The following is a 22,764-nucleotide window of genomic DNA, read 5'->3' on the forward strand; positions in this document are numbered from 1 at the left end:
CGCGGATGAACATCTCCGCGCCTTTCATCTCGCGCCCGATCGGCATCACCCTGCTGGCGATCGGCCTGTTCTTCGCCGGGTTGGTCTGCTACCTGCGGCTGGGCGTTGCCGCCCTGCCCAATCTCGCCATCCCGGTGATCTTCGTGCAGGCCTCCAATACCGGTGCCGACGCCAACACCATGGCGGCCACGGTTACCGCGCCATTGGAACGGCATCTGGGCCAGGTACCGGGCATCGACACCATGCGCTCCAGCAGCAGCGACGGCCGCAGCATGGTGTTCCTGATGTTCAACACCAGCCGCAACATCGATTCGGCCGCACAGGACGTGCAGGCTGCGATCAACGCGGCCATGGCTGACCTGCCAGCCGGCATCAATACGCCGACTTACCAGAAGGCCAATCCCAACGACGATCCGGTGATCGCGCTGGCGTTGACCTCGGACACGCAGTCGGTGGCCGAGCTGTACAACACCGCCGACTCACTGCTGGCGCAGCGCCTGCGCCAGCTGCCCGGCGTCTCGCAGGTGGATATTGCCGGCGCTTCCACGCCAGCAGTGCGCGTGGACCTCAACCTGCGTGCGATGACTGCACTGGGCCTGAGCCCGGATGATCTGCGCAACGCGATGCGCGCGGCCAACGTCGCCTCGCCGCTGGGCTTCCTCAGCGACGGCAGCAGCCAGACCGCGATCATCCTCAACGACCAGATCCGCAAAGCCTCGGATTTCGCCAACGTCGCCATCTCCACCCATGACGGCGCAGTCGTCCGGCTGAAGGACGTGGCCACGGTCTACGACGGCCAGCAGGACGCGTATCAAGCCGCATGGTTCAACGGCAAGCGCGGCGTGCTGATGTATGTCTACCTGCGCAGCGGTGACAACTTGGTCGCTACCGTCGATCGGGTAAAGGCTGCCATTCCCTCGCTCACCGGCTATCTGGATGCAGGCACCACGCTGACGCCGTACTTCGATCGCACGCCGACCATCCGTGCCTCGCTGGCCGAAGTACAGATCACGTTGATGATCAGCCTGCTGATGGTGATCCTGACCATGGCGCTGTTCCTGCGCCGGCTGGCGCCGACGCTGATTGCCGCAGTGACCGTCCCGCTGTCGCTGGCCGGTGCGGCGTTGGTGATGTACGCGCTGGACTTCACCCTCAACAACCTCACCCTGCTGGCGCTGGTGATCGCGATTGGCTTCGTCGTCGACGACGCCATCGTGGTGATCGAGAACGTCATGCGCCATCTCGACGAGGGCATGCCGCGAAGAGAAGCAGCGATGGCAGGTGCGCGCGAGATCGGCTTCACCATCGTCTCGATCACCGCCTCGCTGATCGCGGTGTTCCTGCCGATCATCTTCGCCCAGGGCATGATCGGCGCGTTCTTCCGCGAGTTCACCCTCACCCTGGTTGCGGCCATCCTGGTCTCGGCGGTGGTCTCGCTGACCCTGACCCCGGCACTGTGCGCACGCTTCCTGCATCCACATGCCGAAGGCGCACGCGACACCCGCATCAATCGCATGCTGGATCGCGTGCATGAAGGCATGCTCAAGGTCTATACGGTCGCGCTGGATTTCTCCCTGCGCCACGCCCTGTTGCTGTCGCTGACGCCGCTGTTGTTGATCGTGGCCACGTTCTACCTGGCCGGCTCGGTCAGCAAGGGCCAGTTCCCCGAGCAGGACACCGGCCTGATCTGGGGCCGCGCCAGCTCCAGCGCCACCGTCTCGTTCCAGGAAATGGCCGAACGCCAGCGCCGGCTCAGCGATACCTTCCTGGCCGACCCGGCGGTGAAGATGGTTGGCTCGCGACTGGGCTCCAGCCGCCAGGGCAGCAGCGCACAGTTCAACATCGAGCTGCATACCGAGAAAGAAGGCCGCAAGGAGCCCACCAACGTGGTGGTCAGCCGGCTCAGTGCCAAAGCCGCGCAGTTCCCGGATCTGGATGTGCGTCTGCGGGCAATCCAGGACCTTCCCTCTGACGGCGGCGGTGGCGGTTCACAGGGCGCGCAGAACCGCGTGACCCTGCAGGGCAACGACGCCGAACAGCTGGCCGAATGGCTGCCCAAGCTGGTGACCGCGTTGAAGCAGCATCCGCAGCTCCGTGATGTCGGCTCGGACGTGGACAAGGGCGGGCTGATGCAGAAAATCGTCATCGACCGCGAGAAGGCCTCGCGCCTTGGCGTGACCATCGGTGCCATAGACGGCGCGCTGTACGGCGCTTTCGGCCAACGCCAGATCTCCACCATCTATGCCGATCTCAACCAGTATGGTGTTGTGGTCAATGCGCTGCCCAGCCAGACCGGCAGCCCGGCCGCGATTGAAGACCTGTATGTCCCGTCCAAGAGCGGGCAGATGATTCCGCTGACCGCACTGGCCCATCAGGAGCCCGGCCTGGCACCGTCGCAGGTCACCCACCAGAATCAGTACACGGTGATGGACCTGAGCTACAACCTGGCGCCGGGCGTAAGCAGCGGCGAAGGCGACGCCATCGTCAAGTCGGTGATCGCCGGCCTGCGTATGCCCGGCGACATCCGCCAGGCTGCGCCCGGAGGTTTCCGCCAGGCCATGGACCCGGTCGCAATGCTGATGCTGATCATCGCCGCCATCGCCACGGTCTACATCGTGCTCGGCATGCTCTACGAGAACCTGGTGCATCCGGTGACCATCCTGTCCACGCTGCCAGCGGCGGGCATGGGCGCACTGCTGGCACTGTGGGTCACCAATACCGACCTGTCGATCATCTCGATGATCGCGCTGGTGTTGCTGATCGGCATCGTCAAGAAGAACGCGATCATGATGATCGACTTCGCCCTGGTCGCGCAGCGCGTGCACGGCAAGTCGCCGGCCGAAGCAGTGCGCGAAGCCAGCATCGTGCGCTTCCGCCCGATCATGATGACCACGATGGTTGCCATCCTCGCTGCGCTGCCGCTTGCGATTGGCCTGGGTGAAGGCTCCGAGCTGCGGCGTCCGCTGGGCATCGCGATGATCGGCGGCCTGCTGATCTCACAGAGCCTGACCCTGCTCAGCACACCGGCGCTGTATGTAATTTTCTCTTGCCTGCAGCAACATTGGCGCAACTGGCGTGCACGCAGCAGGGAGCGCAAGCGCCTGCGCAAGCTCGCACGCGCGTGATGCCCCCCCTCCCTTGCGCGCAGCGCAGGGAGTGAAGAAGGTCTGCTTGCGCGGCACTGCCGCGCGACCTGATGAACGACCGAAGGCTACGCCTTCGGGCCGAACGGGCTGGGGAGGGGGGCTCTGGCTCTGGCTCTGGCTCTGGCTCTGGCTCTGGCTCTGGCTGTTGCTCTGGCTGTCGCCTTAGCCCTTCTCCCGCCTGCGGGGTGAGAGGGGCAGCTTGCGAACCACTGGTTCGCTGCCCATCGAACGCCCTTGCGCCAGCGCAAGGGACGGGGCGCGGAGCGGGGGTTGGGGTGAGGGGAGCTTTGGCTTTGGCTTTGGCTTTGGCTTTGGCTTCAGATTTTGCTTTGCATGCACGCCGCGATCCAAGCGAGAAAAGCCAGCAGCCAAAGCGACAGCAACAAAGCAAAAGCTCACCCCTCCCCAACCCTCCCCTGCGCTACGCGCAAGGGAGGGAGCTGAAAGCTCCTGCACTGCGTGCAAGGAGGGGGGTGAAAGCCCCTGCGCTTGCGCGCATGGGAGGGAGCAACGCTGGCCCTCTACAGCCACTTCTGCCACCGTATAGCGGCACCACGCTCCCGTCGGTCAAGACTGGTACCGCAATGCCTCTATTCAAATTCACCCGCCACGGCGGGCAAGCGCGCGGCAGCCAGTCGCATTCTCCCCTGCCCTGGATCGCCTTGATCGCACTGATCCTCGGTGCAGTCGCACTCGGCTTTGCCTGGCTCGCCGGTTGGATAGGCCGTGATCGCCTGACCGCACAGAACTTCACCGACGCCATCGAAGCCACCGGCGCAAACCATCCCGGCTTTCGTCGTGCCCACAGCAAGGGCGTATGCGTAAACGGCTGGTTAGAACCAAACGCACAGGCGCCACAACTGTCCCACGCCCGCGTCTTCGAACAGGCACGTGTGCCGGTACTCGGACGGCTGTCGATAGGCGGCGGCAACCCGCATGGTGCCGACAACAATGCGCGCGTGCGCAGTATCGCCCTGCAGCTGAGCAGCGATGACGGCCAGCAATGGCGCATGGCCATGAACAGCTTCCCATTCCTCGCCGTCGCGACACCGGAGGCCTTCTACGAGCAGACCCGCGCACAGATTCCCGATCCCGCCACCGGCAAGCCGGACCCGACCAAGCTCGCCGCAATCCAGGACAAATATCCCAGCGCCCGTGCCTTCGCCCAATGGGCCAAGACCGCACCGTGGACCGACAGCTGGGCCAGCACCGAGTTCAACAGCGTCAACAGTTTCTGGTTCACCAATGCACAGGGGCAACGCCGTGCAGTGCGTTGGCGCTGGCAACCACAGGCCACGCCGCGCGAACTGGATGCCGCAACCCGCGAACAGGCCGGCGTGGATTTCCTCAGCCAGGATCTGCAGCAGCGGCTCGCCCAGGGCCCGGTTCGCTGGAATCTGGTGGTGACCCTGGCCAGCGCACAGGACGCGATCAATGACCCGTCCGTGCCGTGGCCGGCCGAACGCGAACAAGTAACCGCCGGCGTGCTCATCATCGAGCAGATGCAGGCGCAGGAACAAGGCAGCTGCAATGACCTCAACTTCGACCCGTTGATCCTGCCTGAGGGCGTCGAAGGCAGCGACGACCCCATCCTCACGGCCCGCTCAGCGGTGTACTCGCAATCCTTCAATCGCCGCGAACGCGAGCGCGCAACCGGCGAAGCCGCCCGTGACAACGCACAGGTGCAGCCATGAACAGCAGCAACAGCCACTTCAACCTGCTGGCGCGCGTACTGCACTGGAGCATGGCGCTGCTGATCCTGGCGATGCTGTTCATCGGCGTGACCATGGTTGCTTCGGTGCATCTGCGTCCCGGCTTGATCAATCTGCATCGTCCGCTCGGCATCCTGATCTTGGTACTGGCCCTGCTGCGCCTGTACAACCGCCTGCGCCACAAGCCACCGCCGCTACCCGCTGATCTGCCGGCATGGCAAGCATGGGCCGCCACCGCCTCGCACTGGTTGCTGTATGCGTTGATGCTGGCGATGCCATTGATCGGCTGGGCCATGTTGTCAGCAGGCGGCTATCCCATCGTGTTGTGGGGCGGCGTGCAGCTGCCACCCATCGTGCCGCATACGCCATCGCTGTACGCACTGCTGCGCAATGCCCACAGCTTGCTGGCCTACCTGCTGTTTGCCACGGTGCTGGTGCATGTGGGCGCAGCCCTGTTCCATGCCTGGGTCCGCCGTGATGGCGTGTTCCAAGCAATGGCACGCGGGCCGCGCAGCTAAGCCCAGGACCTGCGCTGCACCGTCAATGCCGCGCCCCCCCACCCCATCGGTTGCGGTCCAGCGCTTGAGACTGGCAAAAACCCATCGCCGGCCCGATCATGCACTCACGGGGCCAACGGGACAGAGCGATGCTGCTGCAGATATCCAGGTACCTACTGCTGTTGCTCATTGCGGTTACCGGTTTGCTGGCTTTTGTCTACGCCATTCCATGGCTGGACTGGCTGCTGGGCAACAGTACGCCGCCAGCCGGCGTCGGCCTGTATGCCATCACCAGTGCGCTGGCACTGGCGGCATGCATTGGCGGCTACGCGGCAACGTCATGGCTGCAGCGTTCACGCAATCGGGCCGCACTCGAAGGCATCAAACGGGGCGACGCATTGGAGGCAAGCCTGTCGATCAGCTCGTTGCTGCTGGTCGCAGTGGTCATATCGTTGTTTGCCGCGTGCACCTGGGTACTGCTGCAAAAAGGTGCTTGGCTGTTCGGCGCCGTCTCATTGGCGACCACCGTGCTGTTGCTGGCACTGGGCTGGCAGAACATCGTGCTGCCAGCACTCAGGCCCGGTCCGCTGCTGCGCCTCGATGCCGACGGTATCCAGCACGGCGCATATGGCCGTATCCCATGGAACCACATCCTGGGGGTGTGGCTGGAGCGCACCACGATGCGCGGTCACACCGTACATGCCTTGCACTTGCAGGTAAGCAACGCTGCCACTTATCTGCAACGGGCACCGTTCTTCATCCGCTGGCTGCATTGGCGCGAACCGAAAGGCGTAGATGCACCGGCAACACTGCGGGTTCCACTGGGCATGCTCGACAAGGATGCAGTCCTGATCCACGACGCCTGCCAGGTCTGGCTGGACCGTGCACGTGGGCCCAACTGGCTCACCGACATCCACGCCCAGGTGGCCCATGTCCGGGATCTGGCGCTGTTGTCGCGGGCGCATGCACGGCCCATGCAGCACAGCTCGCGTGTCTGGAATGGTCCGCTGGGGGCAGTCCTGCTGGTGGGCTTCATTGTCATACTGAGTCTGCGTGGCTGCGCATCCTGAGCGCGGCCACGCACACCTCAAAGCAGGCCGCGCTGGCGCGCCAGACGATAGGCCTCGATGCGATTGCCAACGCCCAGCTTGCCGATTGCTTCGGACAGGTAATTGCGCACCGTCCCCTGCGATAGATTCAGCTGCGTGGCGATCTCGGCGGAAGTCTGGCCCTCGCCTGCCAAGCGCAACACCTGACGCTCGCGGTCATTGAGCGGATCAGCCTCGGACCAGGCCTCCACCGCCAGCTGCGGATCGATCGCGCGGCCGCCACGATGCACCTGACGCAGTGCATCGGCCAGTTTCTCAGCCGGCGCATCCTTCAGCAGGTAACCCTGCACGCCAGCCTCCAATGCGCGGCGCAGGAAGCCGCTGCGGGCAAACGTGGTGACGATCACCACCTTGATCGGCAACTGCTGGCGCTGCACCCGTTGTGCCAACTCCAGCCCGGTCAACAGTGGCATCTCGATATCGGTGACCAATACATCCGGCTTCAAGCGCTGCAGTTCGCGCCAGGCGACTTCGCCGTCGGCAGCCGTGCCTATCACTTCGATATCCGATTCCAGGTTGAGCAGTGCCGACAACGCTCCGCGCACCATCGCCTGATCCTCGGCCAACAGGATGCGGATCATGCGCGTGCCTCCTGCGCCGGCAGACTTCCTGCCTCGGCCGGCACGCCGGTGACCAACGCCGACGACCTGTCCTGCGCCTGCACCTGCACTGGGACACGGATCTTCAAGCGTGTGCCCTGGCCCTTCGGCGACTCGATCTGCAGTTCACCGCCCAATGCCAAGACCCGCTCGCGCATTCCGGCCAAACCATTGCCATTGGCCGCAACACCACCGCGACCGTCGTCCACTACTTCCATCTGTACCGCCTCCGGCGAAACGTCGATGCTGATCAGCGCCTCGTTGGCCTGGGCATGGCGAGCGATATTGGTCGCTGCCTCGCGCAACACCATCGACAAACCCGCCTCGATCCACGCAGGCATCGCCGGTGGTGGCGAATAACGCAGGTGCACGCGCGAGGACTCCAGCAATAGATGGGCCGAAGCCAACTCAGCAGCAAGGTCGGCAGCACGAAAACCAGTAACCGCGCTGCGCACCTGGGCCAGCGCATCGCGCGCGATCTGCTCGGCCTCGGCCAGCTCGCGCTGTGAGCGCTGCGGGTCGCGTTCGAACAGCTTGCGTGACAGTTCCATCTTCAAGGTGATCAGCGACAAGGTATGCCCGAGCAGATCGTGCAGGTCGCGACCAATGCGCTCACGCTCGGCGGTCGCCGCCAAGCGTCGTACCTCCTCATGGGAAAGGCGCAGCGCGGCGTCCTTCTCGCTGCTGGTTCGCTCGACGTTGACGATCAATCCAATAATGACCGTCAGCGCCGGAATCCACGCAATCACCTGCCACGGGTAGCCAATCCACCACGCCAGCGACAGGAACGCCAGGTTCAACAGCGCCAGCTCGAACATGTACTGGCGCGTGCTGATGCAACGGTTGGTCCGCAGCATCACGCAGCCGAACACGAAGTAGTTCATGCCGGAGGGATAGATCGGCAGCAGCGCCATCGACAGTACGATCATCGCCAACGCGAAGATCGGCGCGTGCCGCCGCGCGCTTATCAAGGTCAGCAGGTAGAACACGATGAACAGCGGGAACGACCACAGGGTGATCAACGCCCAGCGCAGGGTGTAGCCCGCGCCGAACATCGGCGTGATGAACACCCACACCGTCCACAGCAGATGCACGGCATCCACCCACGGCCATTTGCCGAGCTTGATGTTGTCGGCCACCACCGAGTCCGGTGCCGGCTTCAACCACTCAGGGCGCTGCAATCCCATCGACCTTCATCCTGTGCAATGCGTCAATGATGCCATCAGCCGTGGCGGCGCAGACGCCAACCAGCCACCGCCGTGATGACGACCGTGAATACGAGCAGCCACAGCACGTGCGGCCACGCGCTGCCCACCTCGAAGTCCAAAGCGCCCTGCGCCAACATGTTCAGATGATGACTCGGCCAGATCACCGCCAGGTCCCGCAACAGCGGCGGCAGCACCTTCAACGGAAACCACAGGCCCGACAACACCGCCATCGGCAGGTAGACCAGGTTGATCACCGCGGCTGCACCATTGCCCTTGGCCAGCGTGCCCAGCAACAGGCCCAGTGCGCAGAACGGCAAGGTGCCCAGGGTTGCCACCGCAGTCAGCCGCAGCATCTGCGAGGCATTGAGCTGCACCCCGGCCACGGTGGTGGCCAACAGCTGCAGGATCACCACGATGGCCAGCGCGGTCAGCATCGCCATCACCATCTTGCCGAGCAGATAGGCCAGCGGTGGCATCGGCATGGCGCGCTTGAGGGTAAGCAGGCCGTTGTCACGTTCCAGTGCCAGCGCGATGCCGAAACCAAACAGCCCCGGCGCCATCACCCCGAAGGTGACGTAACTGCCCAGCAGGAAGCGGGCGGCCTGTGCCGGCTGGGTGTGGCCGAGCAGCACCGCGAACAGCAGATAGAACACCGCCGGGAACAGCAGGGTCGGCAGCACGAAACCCGGGTAGCGCAGATAGCGCAGGCACTCGGCACGGCTCTCCTGCAGATAGGCACCCAGCACTTGGCGGGACGACATCACAGGCAGCATCGGTTCGTATTGGCTGTTCATCAGGCTGCCTCGCGTTGTGTCTGTGCAGCATCTGCAGCGGTCAGATCGGTGAAGGCTTCGCCCAGACCAGCCGGCTGCACCTCCAGCCCGGATAGCGCTGGGTCTGCCTGCAGGAGTTGCCGCACTACGCTTTCGACGCGGTCGCTGCGCAGCTGCAGGTAATCGCCGTCCCGGCTGATCTGCACCACCCCCGGCCAAGCAGCCACCGCCGTCGCATCCAGCGCGCTGACGCAGCGGATGCTGCGATGCACGACCCGCGCGCGCAGTGCATCGACGCTGCCGTCGCTGACGATGCGGCCACGCAACAACACGCAGACGCGATCGGCCAAGCGTTCGGCTTCCTCCAGATAGTGGGTGGTCAAGACCACCGCGGTGCCTTCAGCGACCAGGGCCCGTACCGTTGCCCACAGCTGCTGCCGGGCCGGCAGGTCCAGGCCAACCGTGGGTTCGTCCAGGAACAGCAATCGTGGCCGCCCACACACGGCAAGGGCGAACTGAACCCGCCGCTGCTGCCCGCCGGACAGCTTGCCGTAGCGACGCTTCAGCAGGTCCTCGATGCCCGCCAGCGCGGCTACATCCGCCAGATCGCGGGGGGCCGGGTAGTAGCTGGCCGACAGTTGGATCAGCTCGGCCACGTTCAAGGTCTCCGGCAACGCGGCGCTCTGCAGCATCACCCCGATGCCGCGCCGCGCCGCCAGCTGTTGCGGATCACGACCGAACAGCTGCACCTGCCCGGCATCGGCCCGCAGCAGGCCCAGCAGCAGGCTGATGGCGGTGGTCTTGCCAGCACCATTTGGCCCAAGCAGCGCCAGCACCTGCCCGGCCCGCAGCTCCAGATCAACGCCATCCAGGGCCCGCACTGCACCGTAATGCTTGTGCACGCCTTGCAGGCTTGCCAGTACTTCACCATGTGCCGTCATTGCCGCCGCCTTCTTCAGGGAGTGCCGCAACATTAGGTCGGCGATGTCTGTGTCCCCAGTGAATCCGATCAGGCAAAGCACATGACAGCCGTCACCTGCGCGCAGGCGAGGGGGCTGCCTATGATGTGCCCATCCCGGTCCGCCGCTGCCGGCCGCAGCGAATTGCGCTAAGTTGCGGTCACATTCCCCCTCTCACGCCGTCCTGCTATCCATGAATGCATCTGCTGAACTGCTGAAGGAACTCCGCATCGACCGCTCCGCCCCGCCACCGCTTGGCCCGGCCCCGTCGCGCCGTTGGTTGTGGATCGTGATCGGACTGGTAGTAGCCCTGCTGCTGGTACTGGGCGTTGGCGCCCTGCTTGGCGGCAAGAAAGCAGTGAGCGTGCAGACCGCGCCGGTAGTGGCCATGAACCAGGCCGGTGCCGGCAACAGTTCGGTGCTGGACGCCAGCGGCTACGTGGTTGCCCGGCGCATGGCGACCGTCTCGGCCAAGATCACCGGCAAGGTACGCGAGGTGATGATCGAGGAAGGCATGCGGGTCGAAGAAGGCCAGGTGATGGCCACGCTGGACCCGATCGATGCCAACGCGCAACGCAGCCTCAACGCGGCCCAGCTCGAGGCCGCCCGCAGCCAGAGCGAAGGCCTGCAGGCGCAGCTGCGCCAGGCCGAGGCTGAGGCAGGCCGCCTGCAGTCGTTGGTCGGCCAGCAACTGGTCTCACGCTCGCAGTACGACCAGGCCGTGGCCGCACGCGACAGCCTGCGCGCGCAACTGGCAACGTCACGCCACAACGCCAAGGTCGCGCAGGATGCGCTGGCCATCGCCGACCTGGGCGTGGACAACAACGTGGTGCGCGCACCGTTCTCCGGCGTGGTCACGGCCAAGGCCGCGCAGCCCGGCGAGATCGTCTCGCCGCTGTCGGCCGGTGGCGGCTTCACCCGTACCGGCATCGGCACCATCGTCGACATGGAGTCGCTGGAAGTGGAAGTGGAGGTAGGCGAAGCCTTCATCGGCCGCGTGCAGCCGAATATGCCGGTGGAAATTGTGCTGAACGCTTATCCGGACTGGAAGATTCCGGGCCACGTGATCGCCATCATTCCCACCGCTGACCGCGGCAAGGCGACGGTCAAGGTACGTGTGGCATTGGAAGCAAAGGACCCACGCATCGTGCCGGAGATGGGCGTACGCGTGAGCTTCCTTGAAAAGGCCGCTGCTGCTGGCACTGAAGCACCGAAGGGTGTACGCGTACCCGCTGCCGCCATCGTCGAACGCGACGGCACGCCGGTCGCCTTCGTGGTGCAGGCCGATGACAAGGTGAAACTGCAGGCACTGGAAGTAGGCCAGGTCTTGGCCAAGGACAAGCAGGTGCTGTCGGGATTGAATGCCGGACAGACGGTTGTGCTCAGTCCTGCAGCGGAGTTGAAGGATGGCGACAAAGTGACGCTGGAAGGCACGGAGAAGTAAGCGCGAGCTTGTGATGTTTGCAGAGCTGGTGCGAATCACTCGATGCACTGAAATGGAGCTTTTGCTGTTGCTTCTACCCCCGCCCTTGCGCAGAGCGCAGGGGAGGGTTGGGGAGGCGTGCTTTTGGCTTTGGCTTGGAAAGCCACATAAAGCAGAGCTACTGCAGAAACCTGAAGCAAAGCAGAAGCAGCCCTCACCCCTCCCCCTCTCCCGCAGGCGGGAGAGGGGAAAGCAACAACAGCAACGGCCAACGCCAGAGAAAAGCAAAACCAAAGCCCCCTCCCTAACCCTCCCCTTGCCTTCGGCAAAGGGAGGGGACCAGAAGCAAAGCGAAGCATTCGAACGTCCGGCATCAAACTCTCAACATTCAACATCAAACACCACCGCGTCACTGCTGAGGATCATCCATGAGCACCCTCGTCTCCCTGCGCAATATCACCAAGACCTACCAGCGTGGCCCGGAAAAAGTGCAGGTACTGCACGGCATCAACCTCGACATCGACCGTGGCGATTTCGTCGCGCTGATGGGTCCCTCCGGTTCCGGCAAGACCACCCTGCTCAACCTGATCGGCGGTCTGGATACCCCCAGTGGTGGCGAGATCAACATCGAAGACCAGCGCATCGACCAGCTCAGCGCCGGCCAACTCTCCACCTGGCGCAGCCACCATGTCGGCTTCGTATTCCAGTTCTACAACCTGATGCCCATGCTCAGCGCGCAGAAGAACGTAGAGCTGCCGCTGCTGCTGACCAACCTCAACGCTGCCGACCGCAAGCGCCGCGCGCAGATCGCACTGACCCTGGTCGGCCTCGCCGATCGCCGTGATCATCGCCCCAACGAGCTGTCCGGCGGCCAGCAGCAGCGCGTTGCCATTGCACGCGCCATCGTCTCCGACCCTACCTTCCTGATCTGCGACGAACCCACCGGCGATCTCGATCGCCAGAGCGCGGAGGAAGTGCTGGGCCTGCTGCAGCTGCTCAATCGCGAACACGGCAAGACCATCATCATGGTCACCCATGATCCCAAGGCCGCCGAGTACGCCACCCACACCGTGCATCTGGACAAGGGCGAGCTGGTCGACGCCCCGGTGCACTGAGGAGCACGGCCATGAAGTACTTCTCATTGATCTGGGCGCAGCTGTTCCGCAGCCGCACACGTACTTTGTTCACCCTGCTCTCCATCATCACGGCCTTCCTGTTGTTCGGCATGCTCGATTCGGTGCGCGTTGCCTTCGCCAGCGGTGGCAGCACAGTAGCCGGTGCCAACCGTCTGGTGGTGGCCTCGCGTCTGTCCATCACCCAGTCACTGCCGATCCGGCTGGAGTCACAGATACGGCAGATCGAAGGTGTCGACGACGTCACCTACGCCATGTGGTTCGGCGGCATCTACCAGGACCAGAAGAATTTCTTCCCGAACTTCTCGGTCGCACCCAACTACTTCGACCTGATGACCGAGTTCGAGATCTCCAAGGAGCAGGTAGACGCTTTCCGCAACACCCGCACCGGTGCAATCGTCGGTGAATCGCTGGCCAAGCAGTTCGGCTGGAAGATCGGCGATACCATTCCGCTGCAGGCCACCATCTTCCCGCGCGGCGGCAGCAATGATTGGCCGCTGCAGCTGGTTGGTACCTTCAAGTCAAAGAACACCGCTACCGCTGCCAACGAAGAACGCCAGCTGATGATGAACTGGAAGTACTTCGACGAATCCAACGACTACATCAAGAACCAGGTCAGCTGGTACACCGTGCGTTTGGACAACCCCGATCATGCCTCACGCGTGGCCCAGGCCATCGACGCGATATCGGCCAACTCCGATCACGAAACCAAGAGCCAGACCGAGTCCGCCTTCCAGCAGGCCTTCATCAAGCAGTTCGCCGACATCGGCATGATCGTCACCTCGATCATGGGTGCGGTGTTCTTCACCCTGCTGCTGCTCACCGGCAACACCATGGCCCAGGCCGTGCGTGAGCGCATACCAGAACTCGCCACGCTGAAAACACTCGGCTTCAAGGACGGCACCATGCTGATGCTGGTGATGGTGGAGTCGATCGTGTTGGTCGGCCTCGGCGGTGCGATTGGCTTGGGACTGGCCGCGCTGGTACTGCCGGTATTGGCACCACAGACCATGGGCATGCTGCCGCCGCATGTGCCAGCACAGACGTGGATCGTGGGCCTGGTGTTGATCGTGGCAATCGGTTTGGTGGTGGGCGTGTTGCCGGCACTGCGGGCCAAGCGCCTGAAGATCGTCGACGCATTGGCCGGGCGCTGAGGACAACGACATGAAGAATCTTCTTTCGAATGCGCTGGTGATCCTGCTGCTCGTAGTAGGCCTTGGCGTGTGGATCGCGCTGCCGTGGATAGGTGTGGCGGTGCTCGCCGTGGCGATCGCTTTGTGGCTGATGCTTACGCGCACCGGACGCTTGGCGTTGGCCGCAACCCGGATTGGCCTCGCCAGTCTGCCGCAGCGCTGGGGTTCCTCATCGGTGATCGTGATTGGTATTGCCGGTGTGGTCGGCGTGCTGGTGGCGATGCTGGCGATGGGCCAGGGCTTCCAGGCCACGCTGGAAAGCACCGGTGACGACAGCACCGCAATCGTCCTGCGCGGTGGCTCGCAGGCCGAGACAAACTCGGTGATCACCCGCGATCAGGTGCCCTTGCTGGAAACCCTGCCGGGCGTTAAGCGCGGCGAAGATGGCCGGCCATTGGTGTCTGCCGAAGTCTCGCAGGTGGTCAACCTCACCTCGCGCGGCGACGGCACCGATGTCAACGCACAGTTCCGTGGTGTCGGTGAGCAGGCCTGGGCAGTGCACGACAAGGTAAAGCTGGTCGAAGGCCGCAAGTTCGGTGCAGGTCTGCGCGAGATCGTCGCCGGCCGCGGTGCGCAGAAGCAGTTCCAGGGTCTGGAGATCGGCAAGGAACTGATGCTGGGAAATCAGGCATGGACGGTGGTGGGCATCTTCGAATCCGGTGATGCGCATGATTCGGAGTTGTGGACCGATGCGCAGACGTTGGCAACCACCTATAACCGCAGCGCCTGGCAGTCGATCAGCGTGCGCACCGAGGGCAAGCAGGGCTTTGAAGCCTTCAAGGCAGCGGTCGGCAGCGATCCACGCCTCAAGCTGGATGTGGAGACCACGGCCGAGTATTACAGCAAGCAGGGCGGCGGTTTGAACAAGCTGCTCAAGATACTGGGCACGGTGATCGGCGCGATCATGGCGGTTGGTGCGGTATTCGGCGCACTCAACACTATGTATGCCGCCGTCGCCACACGTGCGCGGGAGATCGCAACACTGCGTGCAATTGGTTTCCGCGGAGTGCCAGTGGTCACCGCGGTGATGCTGGAAACCATGTTGCTCGCGCTGCTTGGCGGCCTGCTCGGTGGTGTAGTTGCGTGGTTGGCGTTCAACAACTTCACTGTCTCCACCTTGGGCAACAACTTCAGCCAGGTGGTGTTCCAGTTCAAGGTCTCGCCACCGTTGCTGTGGAGTGGATTGAAGTGGGCATTGGGAATTGGCCTGATTGGCGGCCTTTTCCCGGCGTTGCGGGCAGCGCGCTTGCCGATCACCACCGCATTGCGCGAGACCTGATTCAACACAGCGCAGCTCGCCAGCTCAGCAACCCACCTGCCCACGTGCAGGTGGGTTGGCGGAAAGTCTACCTTCACGCAGCCATCGCTTTCGGTCATCATGCGCGCCCGCCCAAGTCCCGGCGGCCAGCGGAGCTGTGATGGCAGATGCTGTGTCCCTCCCCCAATGGTGATGCATCTGTGACGGCGCCCCACAAGGGCGCCTTTTTTGTAGTTGGTATAAAGGAAAACCGAAAGCGATGTATTTGAAGTCGACCCCGCTGTGCTCCGCGATCACCCTCGCGTTGCTTGGCAGCTGCAGCCTCACCGCGTTCGCACAGGGCGCAAACGAAACCACCACCACGCTGGACCGTGTCGAGATCACCGGTTCGCGTATCCGCCAGGCCAGCGTTGAAACCGCACAGCCGGTCATCGCCTTGAGCCGTGTGGAAATCGAGAAGAAGGGCTACGTCAACGTCGCCGACATCCTGCAGGACGTCACCGCTGCCGGCGCACCGTCGCTGAGCCGCGCCTCGGCGCTGTCGTCCGGCCGCGACTACGGCGGCATGTATGTCAGCCTGCGCAACCTTGGCCCGGAACGTACCCTGGTGCTGATCGACGGGCGCCGCATGGGCGTCAGCGCCGGCGGCTTCTCCGACGTTGGCTCCATTCCCTCTGCCATCGTCGAGCGCGTTGAAGTGCTGACCGATGGTGCTTCGGCACTGTACGGCTCGGACGCCATCGCCGGCGTGGTCAACGTCATCACCCGCAAGAACTTCGACGGCGGCAACGCCAGCGCCTATGTTGGCCAGTACGGCGAAGGCGACGGCCAGAAGCGCTCCTACAGCGCCAACTTCGGCAAGACCTTCGACCGCGGCTGGTTCAGCATTGGCGCCGAGAAGTCCGAGGAAGACCCGGTACTGGGTGGCGCGCGTGAATTCACCGCCTACCCCAACGGCCCCTACCACTCCGGTGACGGCCTCAATGGCACGACCGAATGGGGCTCGGTCACCGTCGACGGCAAAGTGCTCAGCGTCGGCCCGGGCGGCGATCCGTCCAACGCGGCCAACTTCAAACCGCGCGACCCGGCGACCTACGCCAACACCAAAACCAACATGACCCTGCTCTCCTCACTGGAGCGCAAGTCGGCCTTCGCCAATGGTGGTTTCCAGATCACCGACGATCTTCGCGTTGTAGCCGACGTTCTGTACAGCGAGCGCGAGTCGGTCAAGCAACTTGCCGGTTACCCGTACTCGGTGTCGGCTGCGCAGGCAGCCAGCGGCGCGCGTGCCGCACTCTCGGCCACCAGTGCGTTCAACCACTGGGGCAAGGACGTGTTGTTCTCGCGCCGCACCGAGGAGTACCCGCGTGCGACCAACAACGCGCTGACCACCAAGCGCGCCAGCGTTGGCCTGGAAGGCAGCTTCGAGACCGGCTCGCGGTTCTGGGACTGGAACGTGAGCTACATGTTCAACCGCAATGAAGGCGAGCGCCGCAGCCTGCAGAGCATGTACCAGCCGAACGTCAACCTGGCCGTCGGCCCGTCCTTCATCGACGCCAGCGGTGTTGCCCGCTGCGGCAGCATCGGCAACGTGATCGAAGGTTGCGTGCCGTGGAATCCGCTGGCACCGGCCGGCAGCAACACCCCCGGCTCGCTCAGCGACAAGGCGGTACGCGACTACATCTTCACCCGCTTCACCGATGAAATCCGCAGCACCACCAAGGTGGTCAGCGCCAACATCTCCGGCTCGCTGGCGAGCCTGCCCGCCGGTGACATCATGGCGGCGATGGGTGTTGAGCATCGCAGCGAAGAAGCCAGCTACACCCCGGACCTGATGGTGCAGAACGGCGAAATCGCCGGCACCAGCGGCGCACCGACGCGTGGTGACTACAAGCTGGACGAGGTCTACCTGGAAGTGCAGGTACCGCTGCTGGCCGACATTCCCTTCGCACGTGAACTGTCGCTGGACCTGGCCGGCCGTTACTCGGACTACAACAACTTCGGTGGCACCACCAACGGCAAGTTCGGCCTGAAGTGGAAGCCGATCGACACCTTGCTGGTCCGCGCCACCTACGGCACCGGCTTCCGCGCGCCGACCGTGGACGACCTGTACGGCGGCACCGTCACCACCCGTGACCGCGTCACCGATCCCTGCGATCGCTCGTTCGGTGCGGCTGCACGCAATGCCGAAGTGGCTGCACGCTGCACCGCTGCCGGCATGGGCGCAGGCTTCCGCCAGAAGACCGGCGACGGCGAACTGGCCACCACCTCCGGCGTACAGGCCGTCACCGACTTCACCTCCGGTTCCAACGCCGCGCTGAAGCCGGAAACCGCCAAGACCTGGACCGTCGGCCTGGTCTACAGCCCGGACTTCGTCAGCGGCCTGGACCTGAGCCTGGACTGGTGGAAGATCCGCATCGACAACGTCATCGTTGGCGAGTCGGCCACCGATATCCTCAACCAGTGCTATGTGCAGGGCATTGCCTCCGCCTGCGACCGCTTCACCCGCTACAGCTCCGGCACCAACAAGGGCCAGGTCAGCGGCATGAACCGTTCGTTGAACAATGCCGGTTACCAGGAAACCGCAGGCTACGACCTCGGCGTTCGCTACCGTCTGCCGGAAATGGCGTACGGCCAGCTGTCGCTGCGCTGGAACACCACGTACGTGGACTACTTGTCGCGCAAGAGCGACAACGCAGCCACCACCCCGGTCGAAGAGTTCACGGGTTGGGAAGGCAACTTCCGCTTGCGCTCCAACCTGACGCTGGATTGGCAGAACGGCAACTTCGGCGCGAGCTGGACCACCCGTTACTACTCCAGCATGAAGGAGAAGTGTTCCTACGATCTGGACGGTGGCCCGGAGTGCAACATGCCGGACTTCCAGTCGGCGTACACCGACATGCAGCCGAGCCGCAAGCTGGGCTCCAACACCTTCCACGACCTGCAGGTGCGTTATGCCATGCCGTGGAACGGCACCGTGTCGCTGGGCGTCAACAACGTGTTCAAGCACGAAGGCCCGATCATGTACAGCCAGCCGAACAGCAGCTTCACCTACTACGGTGGCTTCGACATCGGTCGTTTCATGTACATGAAGTACCAGCAGCGCTTCTGATCCAGGTAACAACAGCGCTGGGTGTTGATGACACTGCCGACAATCCTCAGCGCCGCGCTTGAAGCCCCTCTCCCGCGTGCGAGAGAGGGGTTGGGCTGAGGGCGGCTCCACCCGCTTCGTCGCTGGCCTGCCGCAATCAACCAGCTTCACCGCTCCGACGACCCAAGAGGCTGCAAGTGCAAGACCGTCAATCGCAGATGCATTACCAGCTTCGCGGCCAACGCCGCTCGTACAAACAGCTGCAAGCGCATTTTCCTTGGAAGCACAGCGCCTGAAGATGCGGCCCCCTGATCTGCTTCGCGGCATACGCCGCTGCCACAAACAAGGGCGCCTGTCTGTCACACGGCCCGCTGTTTGACCGGCACCTGATCGGTAGCGGAACTCACCGCAACCCAAACACCACACAACGGTCATCTGCCTGTCATCGCCACACGGTAGATGCAGCGCTGCATAGTCACTAACGTGGCAGGCTCCCCAAACCGGTTCCCGCCATGCTTCGTTCGCTGGCGCTGGCTGGCGTCTGCGTGATGCTGGCTGGCTTTGCCCTCTCCAATCCCGTCCCGCCGCTATCGCTCAGTGAACGATTAGCTGCACCTGGCGGCACATCACCGCTGGTCCCCACCGAGCGCATCAACGCCCTGCTCGCCCGCCTGCCGCATCAGCAAGGCAGCGTTGCCGGCAGTGATGGCGTCACCCTGCACTGGGTGTCGTTCGAGCCTGGCGACTACCGGCTGGACTACCGTTATCTGGGCAAGGGAAAGCGCTTCCCGGAGTTCTCGCTGGAGGCCTCGGCCCCAAACACCGAGAACCCCGCCCAGCCACGCGGTACGGTGATCCTGCTGCATGGCTGGATGATGGATGGCGGCTCGCTGATGCCTTGGTCGCTCGAACTGGCTCAACAGGGCTACCGCACGATCGCCTTGGATCTGCGCAATCACGGTCGCTCCGGTAATGCGCTTTCCGGCTATGGCACCCGCGAAGGCGAAGATGTGGTCGCCGCCTTGAAAGCTCTGAAGAGCGAAGGCCAGATCGCCGGCCCGGTGCATCTGCTCGGTGTCTCCTATGGTGCCGCTACCGCGATCTTCGCCGCGCGCGAACTAGGCCCGCAGCTGCGCAGCGTCGTAGCGATGGAATCCTTCGACAACGCCGGCGAAGCAATCCGCACGATGGTGCCGCACATGCTGGCCAAGCCGGCGGAGCGTTGGAGCGACTATGTCGCCCTGCCGCTGGCGCGCTGGCAGTACGGCGGCCGCGGTCTGGACGAAGCAATCGCCACGACCGATCGCAAACTGGGCCTCAATCTGGACCATGTGGACGTCGGTCAGGCCTTGGCACAGGTTCCCGCTTGCGTGCTGTTGATACACGGCCGCGACGACGAGCACATTCCGGTAGCACAGGGCCGCGCTTTGGCGGCGGCCGCTCCGCACGCGCGCTATCTTGAAGTCGCCGCCGAAGACCACCTGACATTGCCGATGCGTCTGGATCGTCTATCAGACGCGGTGAACACATGGTTCGAACAGGCTGACGAAAATGGCCGCTGTGCGCCTACGGTGACAGCCAGCCTCTGAGTTTCCGGCGGTTTTCGTGACGGTTGACCAAGGCCCCGCGAACCCGTAGTGCCGAACCATGTTCGGCAGGGGCATTCCACGCGACGCCAGCAGAGCCCCAACGCTTTGGCTTTGGCTGTGGCTTTGGCTTCGGCTCTGGCTTCGGCTCTGGCTTTGGCCATTGCTCCGGCAGTTGCTCAAGCCCTTCTCACGCCTGCGGAGTGAGAGGGGCAGCTTGCGAACCATTGGTTCGCTGCCCATCGAACGCCCTTGCGCCAGCGCAAGGGCCGGGGCGCAGAGCGAGGGTTGGGATGAGGGCAGCTTTTGGCTTTTGGCTTTTGGCTTTTGGCTTTTGGCTTTTGGCTTTTGGCTTCTGGCTTTTGGCTTCTGGCTTCTGGCTTGGTTCAAGCCTTTCTGTGTCGTTGTTTCTACGCGCTTCGCGGCTGATGGCCCTAGGCCACCCTGCGCCGCTCCCACAAAAGCCTGCCATCGCTGCCAAAAGCCCGCTTTTACTGCAGGCAAAGAAAAACCCCGCTGCTTCTGGCAGCGGGGTTTTTGGTTTGAATCCTGACGATGACCTACTCTCGCACAGCTTAGGCTGCACTACCATCGGCGCGGCTACGTTTCACTTCCGAGTTCGGGATGGGATCGGGTGGTTCCATAGCGCTAATTTCATCAGGGAGACGATTGGAGCGTCGCCATCCAAGTAACGGATTTAGGCGCCTGCCTCTCATGGATCTTGTGACGTAGCGTGCACTTGGACTCTATCGACATGTCATGTCGGCCAAGGCAACTTGAGGTTATATGGTCAAGCCACACGGATCATTAGTATCAGTTAGCTCAATGCATTGCTGCACTTACACACCTGACCTATCAACCACATAGTCTATATGGTTCCTTTAGGGGGCTTGTGCCCCGGGAAGTCTCATCTTGAGGCGCGCTTCCCGCTTAGATGCTTTCAGCGGTTATCGCTTCCGAACATAGCTACCCGGCAATGCCACTGGCGTGACAACCGGAACACCAGAGGTTCGTCCACTCCGGTCCTCTCGTACTAGGAGCAGCCCCTCTCAAACTTCCAACGCCCATGGCAGATAGGGACCGAACTGTCTCACGACGTTCTGAACCCAGCTCGCGTACCACTTTAAATGGCGAACAGCCATACCCTTGGGACCGACTACAGCCCCAGGATGTGATGAGCCGACATCGAGGTGCCAAACACCGCCGTCGATATGAACTCTTGGGCGGTATCAGCCTGTTATCCCCGGAGTACCTTTTATCCGTTGAGCGATGGCCCTTCCATACAGAACCACCGGATCACTAAGTCCTAGTTTCCTACCTGCTTGATCCGTCGATCTTGCAGTCAAGCACGCTTATGCCTTTGCACACAGTGCGCGATGTCCGACCGCGCTGAGCGTACCTTCGAGCTCCTCCGTTACTCTTTAGGAGGAGACCGCCCCAGTCAAACTACCCACCATACACGGTCCCCGATCCAGATAATGGACCTAGGTTAGAACGTCAAGCACGACAGGGTGGTATTTCAAGGATGGCTCCACTGCAGCTAGCGCCACAGTTTCATAGCCTCCCACCTATCCTACACAGACGAACTCAACGTTCAGTGTAAAGCTATAGTAAAGGTTCACGGGGTCTTTCCGTCTTGCCACGGGAACGCTGCATCTTCACAGCGATTTCAATTTCACTGAGTCTCGGGTGGAGACAGCGCCGCTGTCGTTACGCCATTCGTGCAGGTCGGAACTTACCCGACAAGGAATTTCGCTACCTTAGGACCGTTATAGTTACGGCCGCCGTTTACTGGGGCTTCGATCAAGAGCTTCGCCTTGCGGCTGACCCCATCAATTAACCTTCCAGCACCGGGCAGGCGTCACACCCTATACGTCCACTTTCGTGTTTGCAGAGTGCTGTGTTTTTGATAAACAGTCGCAGCGGCCTGGTTACTGCGACCCTCTTCAGCTATAGCTCGCATGAGCCACCAAAAAGGGTGCACCTTCTCCCGAAGTTACGGTGCCATGTTGCCTAGTTCCTTCACCCGAGTTCTCTCAAGCGCCTGAGAATTCTCATCCTACCCACCTGTGTCGGTTTACGGTACGGTCTGCGTAAGCTGAAGCTTAGGAGCTTTTCCTGGAAGCGTGGTATCAGTGACTTCGCCTTAAAGGCTCGTCTCGGTGCTCGGTCTTAAAGGATCCCGGATTTGCCAAAGATCCAAACCTACCGCCTTTCCCCAGGACAACCAACGCCTGGTACACCTAACCTTCTCCGTCCCTCCATCGCACTTACGCGAGGTGCAGGAATATTAACCTGCTTCCCATCGACTACGCATTTCTGCCTCGCCTTAGGGGCCGACTCACCCTGCGCCGATTAACGTTGCGCAAGGAAACCTTGGGCTTTCGGCGTGCGGGTTTTTCACCCGCATTATCGTTACTCATGTCAGCATTCGCACTTCCGATACCTCCAGCAAGCTTCTCAACTCACCTTCACAGGCTTACGGAACGCTCCTCTACCGCGCATAACAAAGTTATGCACCCCAAGCTTCGGTTCTGTGCTTAGCCCCGTTAAATCTTCCCCGCAGACCGACTCGACCAGTGAGCTATTACGCTTTCTTTAAAGGGTGGCTGCTTCTAAGCCAACCTCCTGGCTGTCTGTGCCTTTCCACATGGTTTTCCACTTAGCACAAAATTTGGGACCTTAGCTGTGGGTCTGGGTTGTTTCCCTTTTCACGACGGACGTTAGCACCCGCCGTGTGTCTCCCATACAGTCCGTCTCGGTATTCGGAGTTTGCAATGGTTTGGTAAGTCGCGATGACCCCCTAGCCATAACAGTGCTCTACCCCCGAGAGGATACATATGAGGCGCTACCTAAATAGCTTTCGAGGAGAACCAGCTATCTCCGGGTTCGATTAGCTTTTCACTCCTAATCACACCTCATCCCCTACCTTTGCAACGGGAGTGGGTTCGGGCCTCCAGTGCGTGTTACCGCACCTTCACCCTGGGCATGACTAGATCACCCGGTTTCGGGTCTACTGCCCGCGACTATGCGCCCTTATCAGACTCGGTTTCCCTTCGCCTCCCCTATACGGTTAA

14 protein-coding genes and 2 rRNA genes (1 of these 16 running past the window's edge) are annotated in these 22,764 nt (G+C 62.7%); 10 read left to right on the forward strand and 6 right to left on the reverse strand.

Going from position 1 to position 22,764, the window contains the following annotated elements:
* Positions 1 to 5 precede the first annotated feature (5 nt).
* From ACVOMF_RS05155 to ACVOMF_RS05170, 4 genes are all read left to right on the forward strand, one after another.
* A complete protein-coding gene (locus ACVOMF_RS05155; RefSeq protein WP_481508309.1) occupies positions 6 to 3,125 on the forward strand; it encodes an efflux RND transporter permease subunit in 3,120 nt (1,039 codons plus the stop codon).
* 605 nt (positions 3,126 to 3,730) lie between these two features.
* A complete protein-coding gene (locus ACVOMF_RS05160) occupies positions 3,731 to 4,840 on the forward strand; it encodes a catalase family peroxidase (protein ID WP_481508310.1) in 1,110 nt (369 codons plus the stop codon).
* The gene (locus ACVOMF_RS05165) at positions 4,837 to 5,376 is read left to right on the forward strand and encodes a cytochrome b (RefSeq protein WP_481508311.1); all 540 of its coding nucleotides are present in this window, start codon (positions 4,837 to 4,839) and stop codon (positions 5,374 to 5,376) included. Before ACVOMF_RS05160 ends, ACVOMF_RS05165 begins: the two co-directional genes overlap by 4 nt.
* 128 nt (positions 5,377 to 5,504) lie before the next feature.
* The gene (locus ACVOMF_RS05170) at positions 5,505 to 6,425 is read left to right on the forward strand and encodes a hypothetical protein (protein ID WP_481508312.1); all 921 of its coding nucleotides are present in this window, start codon (positions 5,505 to 5,507) and stop codon (positions 6,423 to 6,425) included.
* Between the two features lie 17 nt (positions 6,426 to 6,442).
* Here the strand turns inward: ACVOMF_RS05170 and ACVOMF_RS05175 are convergent, their stop codons facing one another.
* The 4 genes from ACVOMF_RS05175 to ACVOMF_RS05190 are packed head-to-tail and all read right to left on the reverse strand — an operon-like array spanning position 6,443 to position 9,985.
* Complete coding sequence (locus ACVOMF_RS05175; RefSeq protein WP_481508313.1) at positions 6,443 to 7,045, reverse strand: response regulator; 603 nt, start codon at positions 7,043 to 7,045, stop codon at positions 6,443 to 6,445.
* A complete protein-coding gene (locus tag ACVOMF_RS05180) occupies positions 7,042 to 8,250 on the reverse strand; it encodes a sensor histidine kinase (RefSeq protein ID WP_481508314.1) in 1,209 nt (402 codons plus the stop codon). The genes ACVOMF_RS05175 and ACVOMF_RS05180 overlap by 4 nt, the downstream gene beginning before the upstream one ends.
* A gap of 35 nt (positions 8,251 to 8,285) precedes the next feature.
* On the reverse strand, positions 8,286 to 9,065 hold the full coding sequence (locus ACVOMF_RS05185; RefSeq protein ID WP_481508315.1) for an ABC transporter permease: 780 nt from the start codon (positions 9,063 to 9,065) through the stop codon (positions 8,286 to 8,288).
* Positions 9,065 to 9,985 carry an ABC transporter ATP-binding protein gene (locus tag ACVOMF_RS05190; protein ID WP_481508316.1) on the reverse strand — a complete coding sequence of 307 codons (921 nt, stop codon included), beginning with the start codon at positions 9,983 to 9,985 and terminating at the stop codon, positions 9,065 to 9,067. The genes ACVOMF_RS05185 and ACVOMF_RS05190 overlap by 1 nt, the downstream gene beginning before the upstream one ends.
* Before the next feature lie 211 nt (positions 9,986 to 10,196).
* On the opposite strand from ACVOMF_RS05190, the gene ACVOMF_RS05195 reads away from it, so the two are divergent.
* From ACVOMF_RS05195 to ACVOMF_RS05220, 6 genes are all read left to right on the forward strand, one after another.
* On the forward strand, positions 10,197 to 11,447 hold the full coding sequence (locus ACVOMF_RS05195) for an efflux RND transporter periplasmic adaptor subunit (protein WP_481508317.1): 1,251 nt from the start codon (positions 10,197 to 10,199) through the stop codon (positions 11,445 to 11,447).
* A gap of 407 nt (positions 11,448 to 11,854) precedes the next feature.
* Positions 11,855 to 12,541, forward strand: a complete 687-nt coding sequence (locus tag ACVOMF_RS05200; protein WP_481508318.1) for an ABC transporter ATP-binding protein — start codon at positions 11,855 to 11,857, stop codon at positions 12,539 to 12,541.
* Between the two features lie 11 nt (positions 12,542 to 12,552).
* Complete coding sequence (locus ACVOMF_RS05205; RefSeq protein ID WP_481508319.1) at positions 12,553 to 13,713, forward strand: ABC transporter permease; 1,161 nt, start codon at positions 12,553 to 12,555, stop codon at positions 13,711 to 13,713.
* A gap of 10 nt (positions 13,714 to 13,723) precedes the next feature.
* Positions 13,724 to 15,031, forward strand: a complete 1,308-nt coding sequence (locus tag ACVOMF_RS05210; protein ID WP_481508320.1) for an ABC transporter permease — start codon at positions 13,724 to 13,726, stop codon at positions 15,029 to 15,031.
* A gap of 238 nt (positions 15,032 to 15,269) precedes the next feature.
* Positions 15,270 to 18,122, forward strand: coding sequence for a TonB-dependent receptor plug domain-containing protein (locus ACVOMF_RS05215; RefSeq protein WP_481508321.1), 2,853 nt, complete (start codon positions 15,270 to 15,272; stop codon positions 18,120 to 18,122).
* 491 nt (positions 18,123 to 18,613) lie between these two features.
* Complete coding sequence (locus ACVOMF_RS05220; RefSeq protein ID WP_481508322.1) at positions 18,614 to 19,690, forward strand: alpha/beta fold hydrolase; 1,077 nt, start codon at positions 18,614 to 18,616, stop codon at positions 19,688 to 19,690.
* Between the two features lie 544 nt (positions 19,691 to 20,234).
* On the opposite strand, the gene rrf is transcribed toward ACVOMF_RS05220, so the two are convergent.
* Positions 20,235 to 20,349: ribosomal RNA gene (gene rrf / locus ACVOMF_RS05225) — 5S ribosomal RNA — on the reverse strand.
* Positions 20,350 to 20,473: 124 nt separating this feature from the next.
* A 23S ribosomal RNA gene (locus ACVOMF_RS05230) occupies positions 20,474 to 22,764 on the reverse strand (it continues 587 nt past the right edge of the window).

It is taken from the genome of Stenotrophomonas sp. STEN022, from assembly GCF_056760155.1.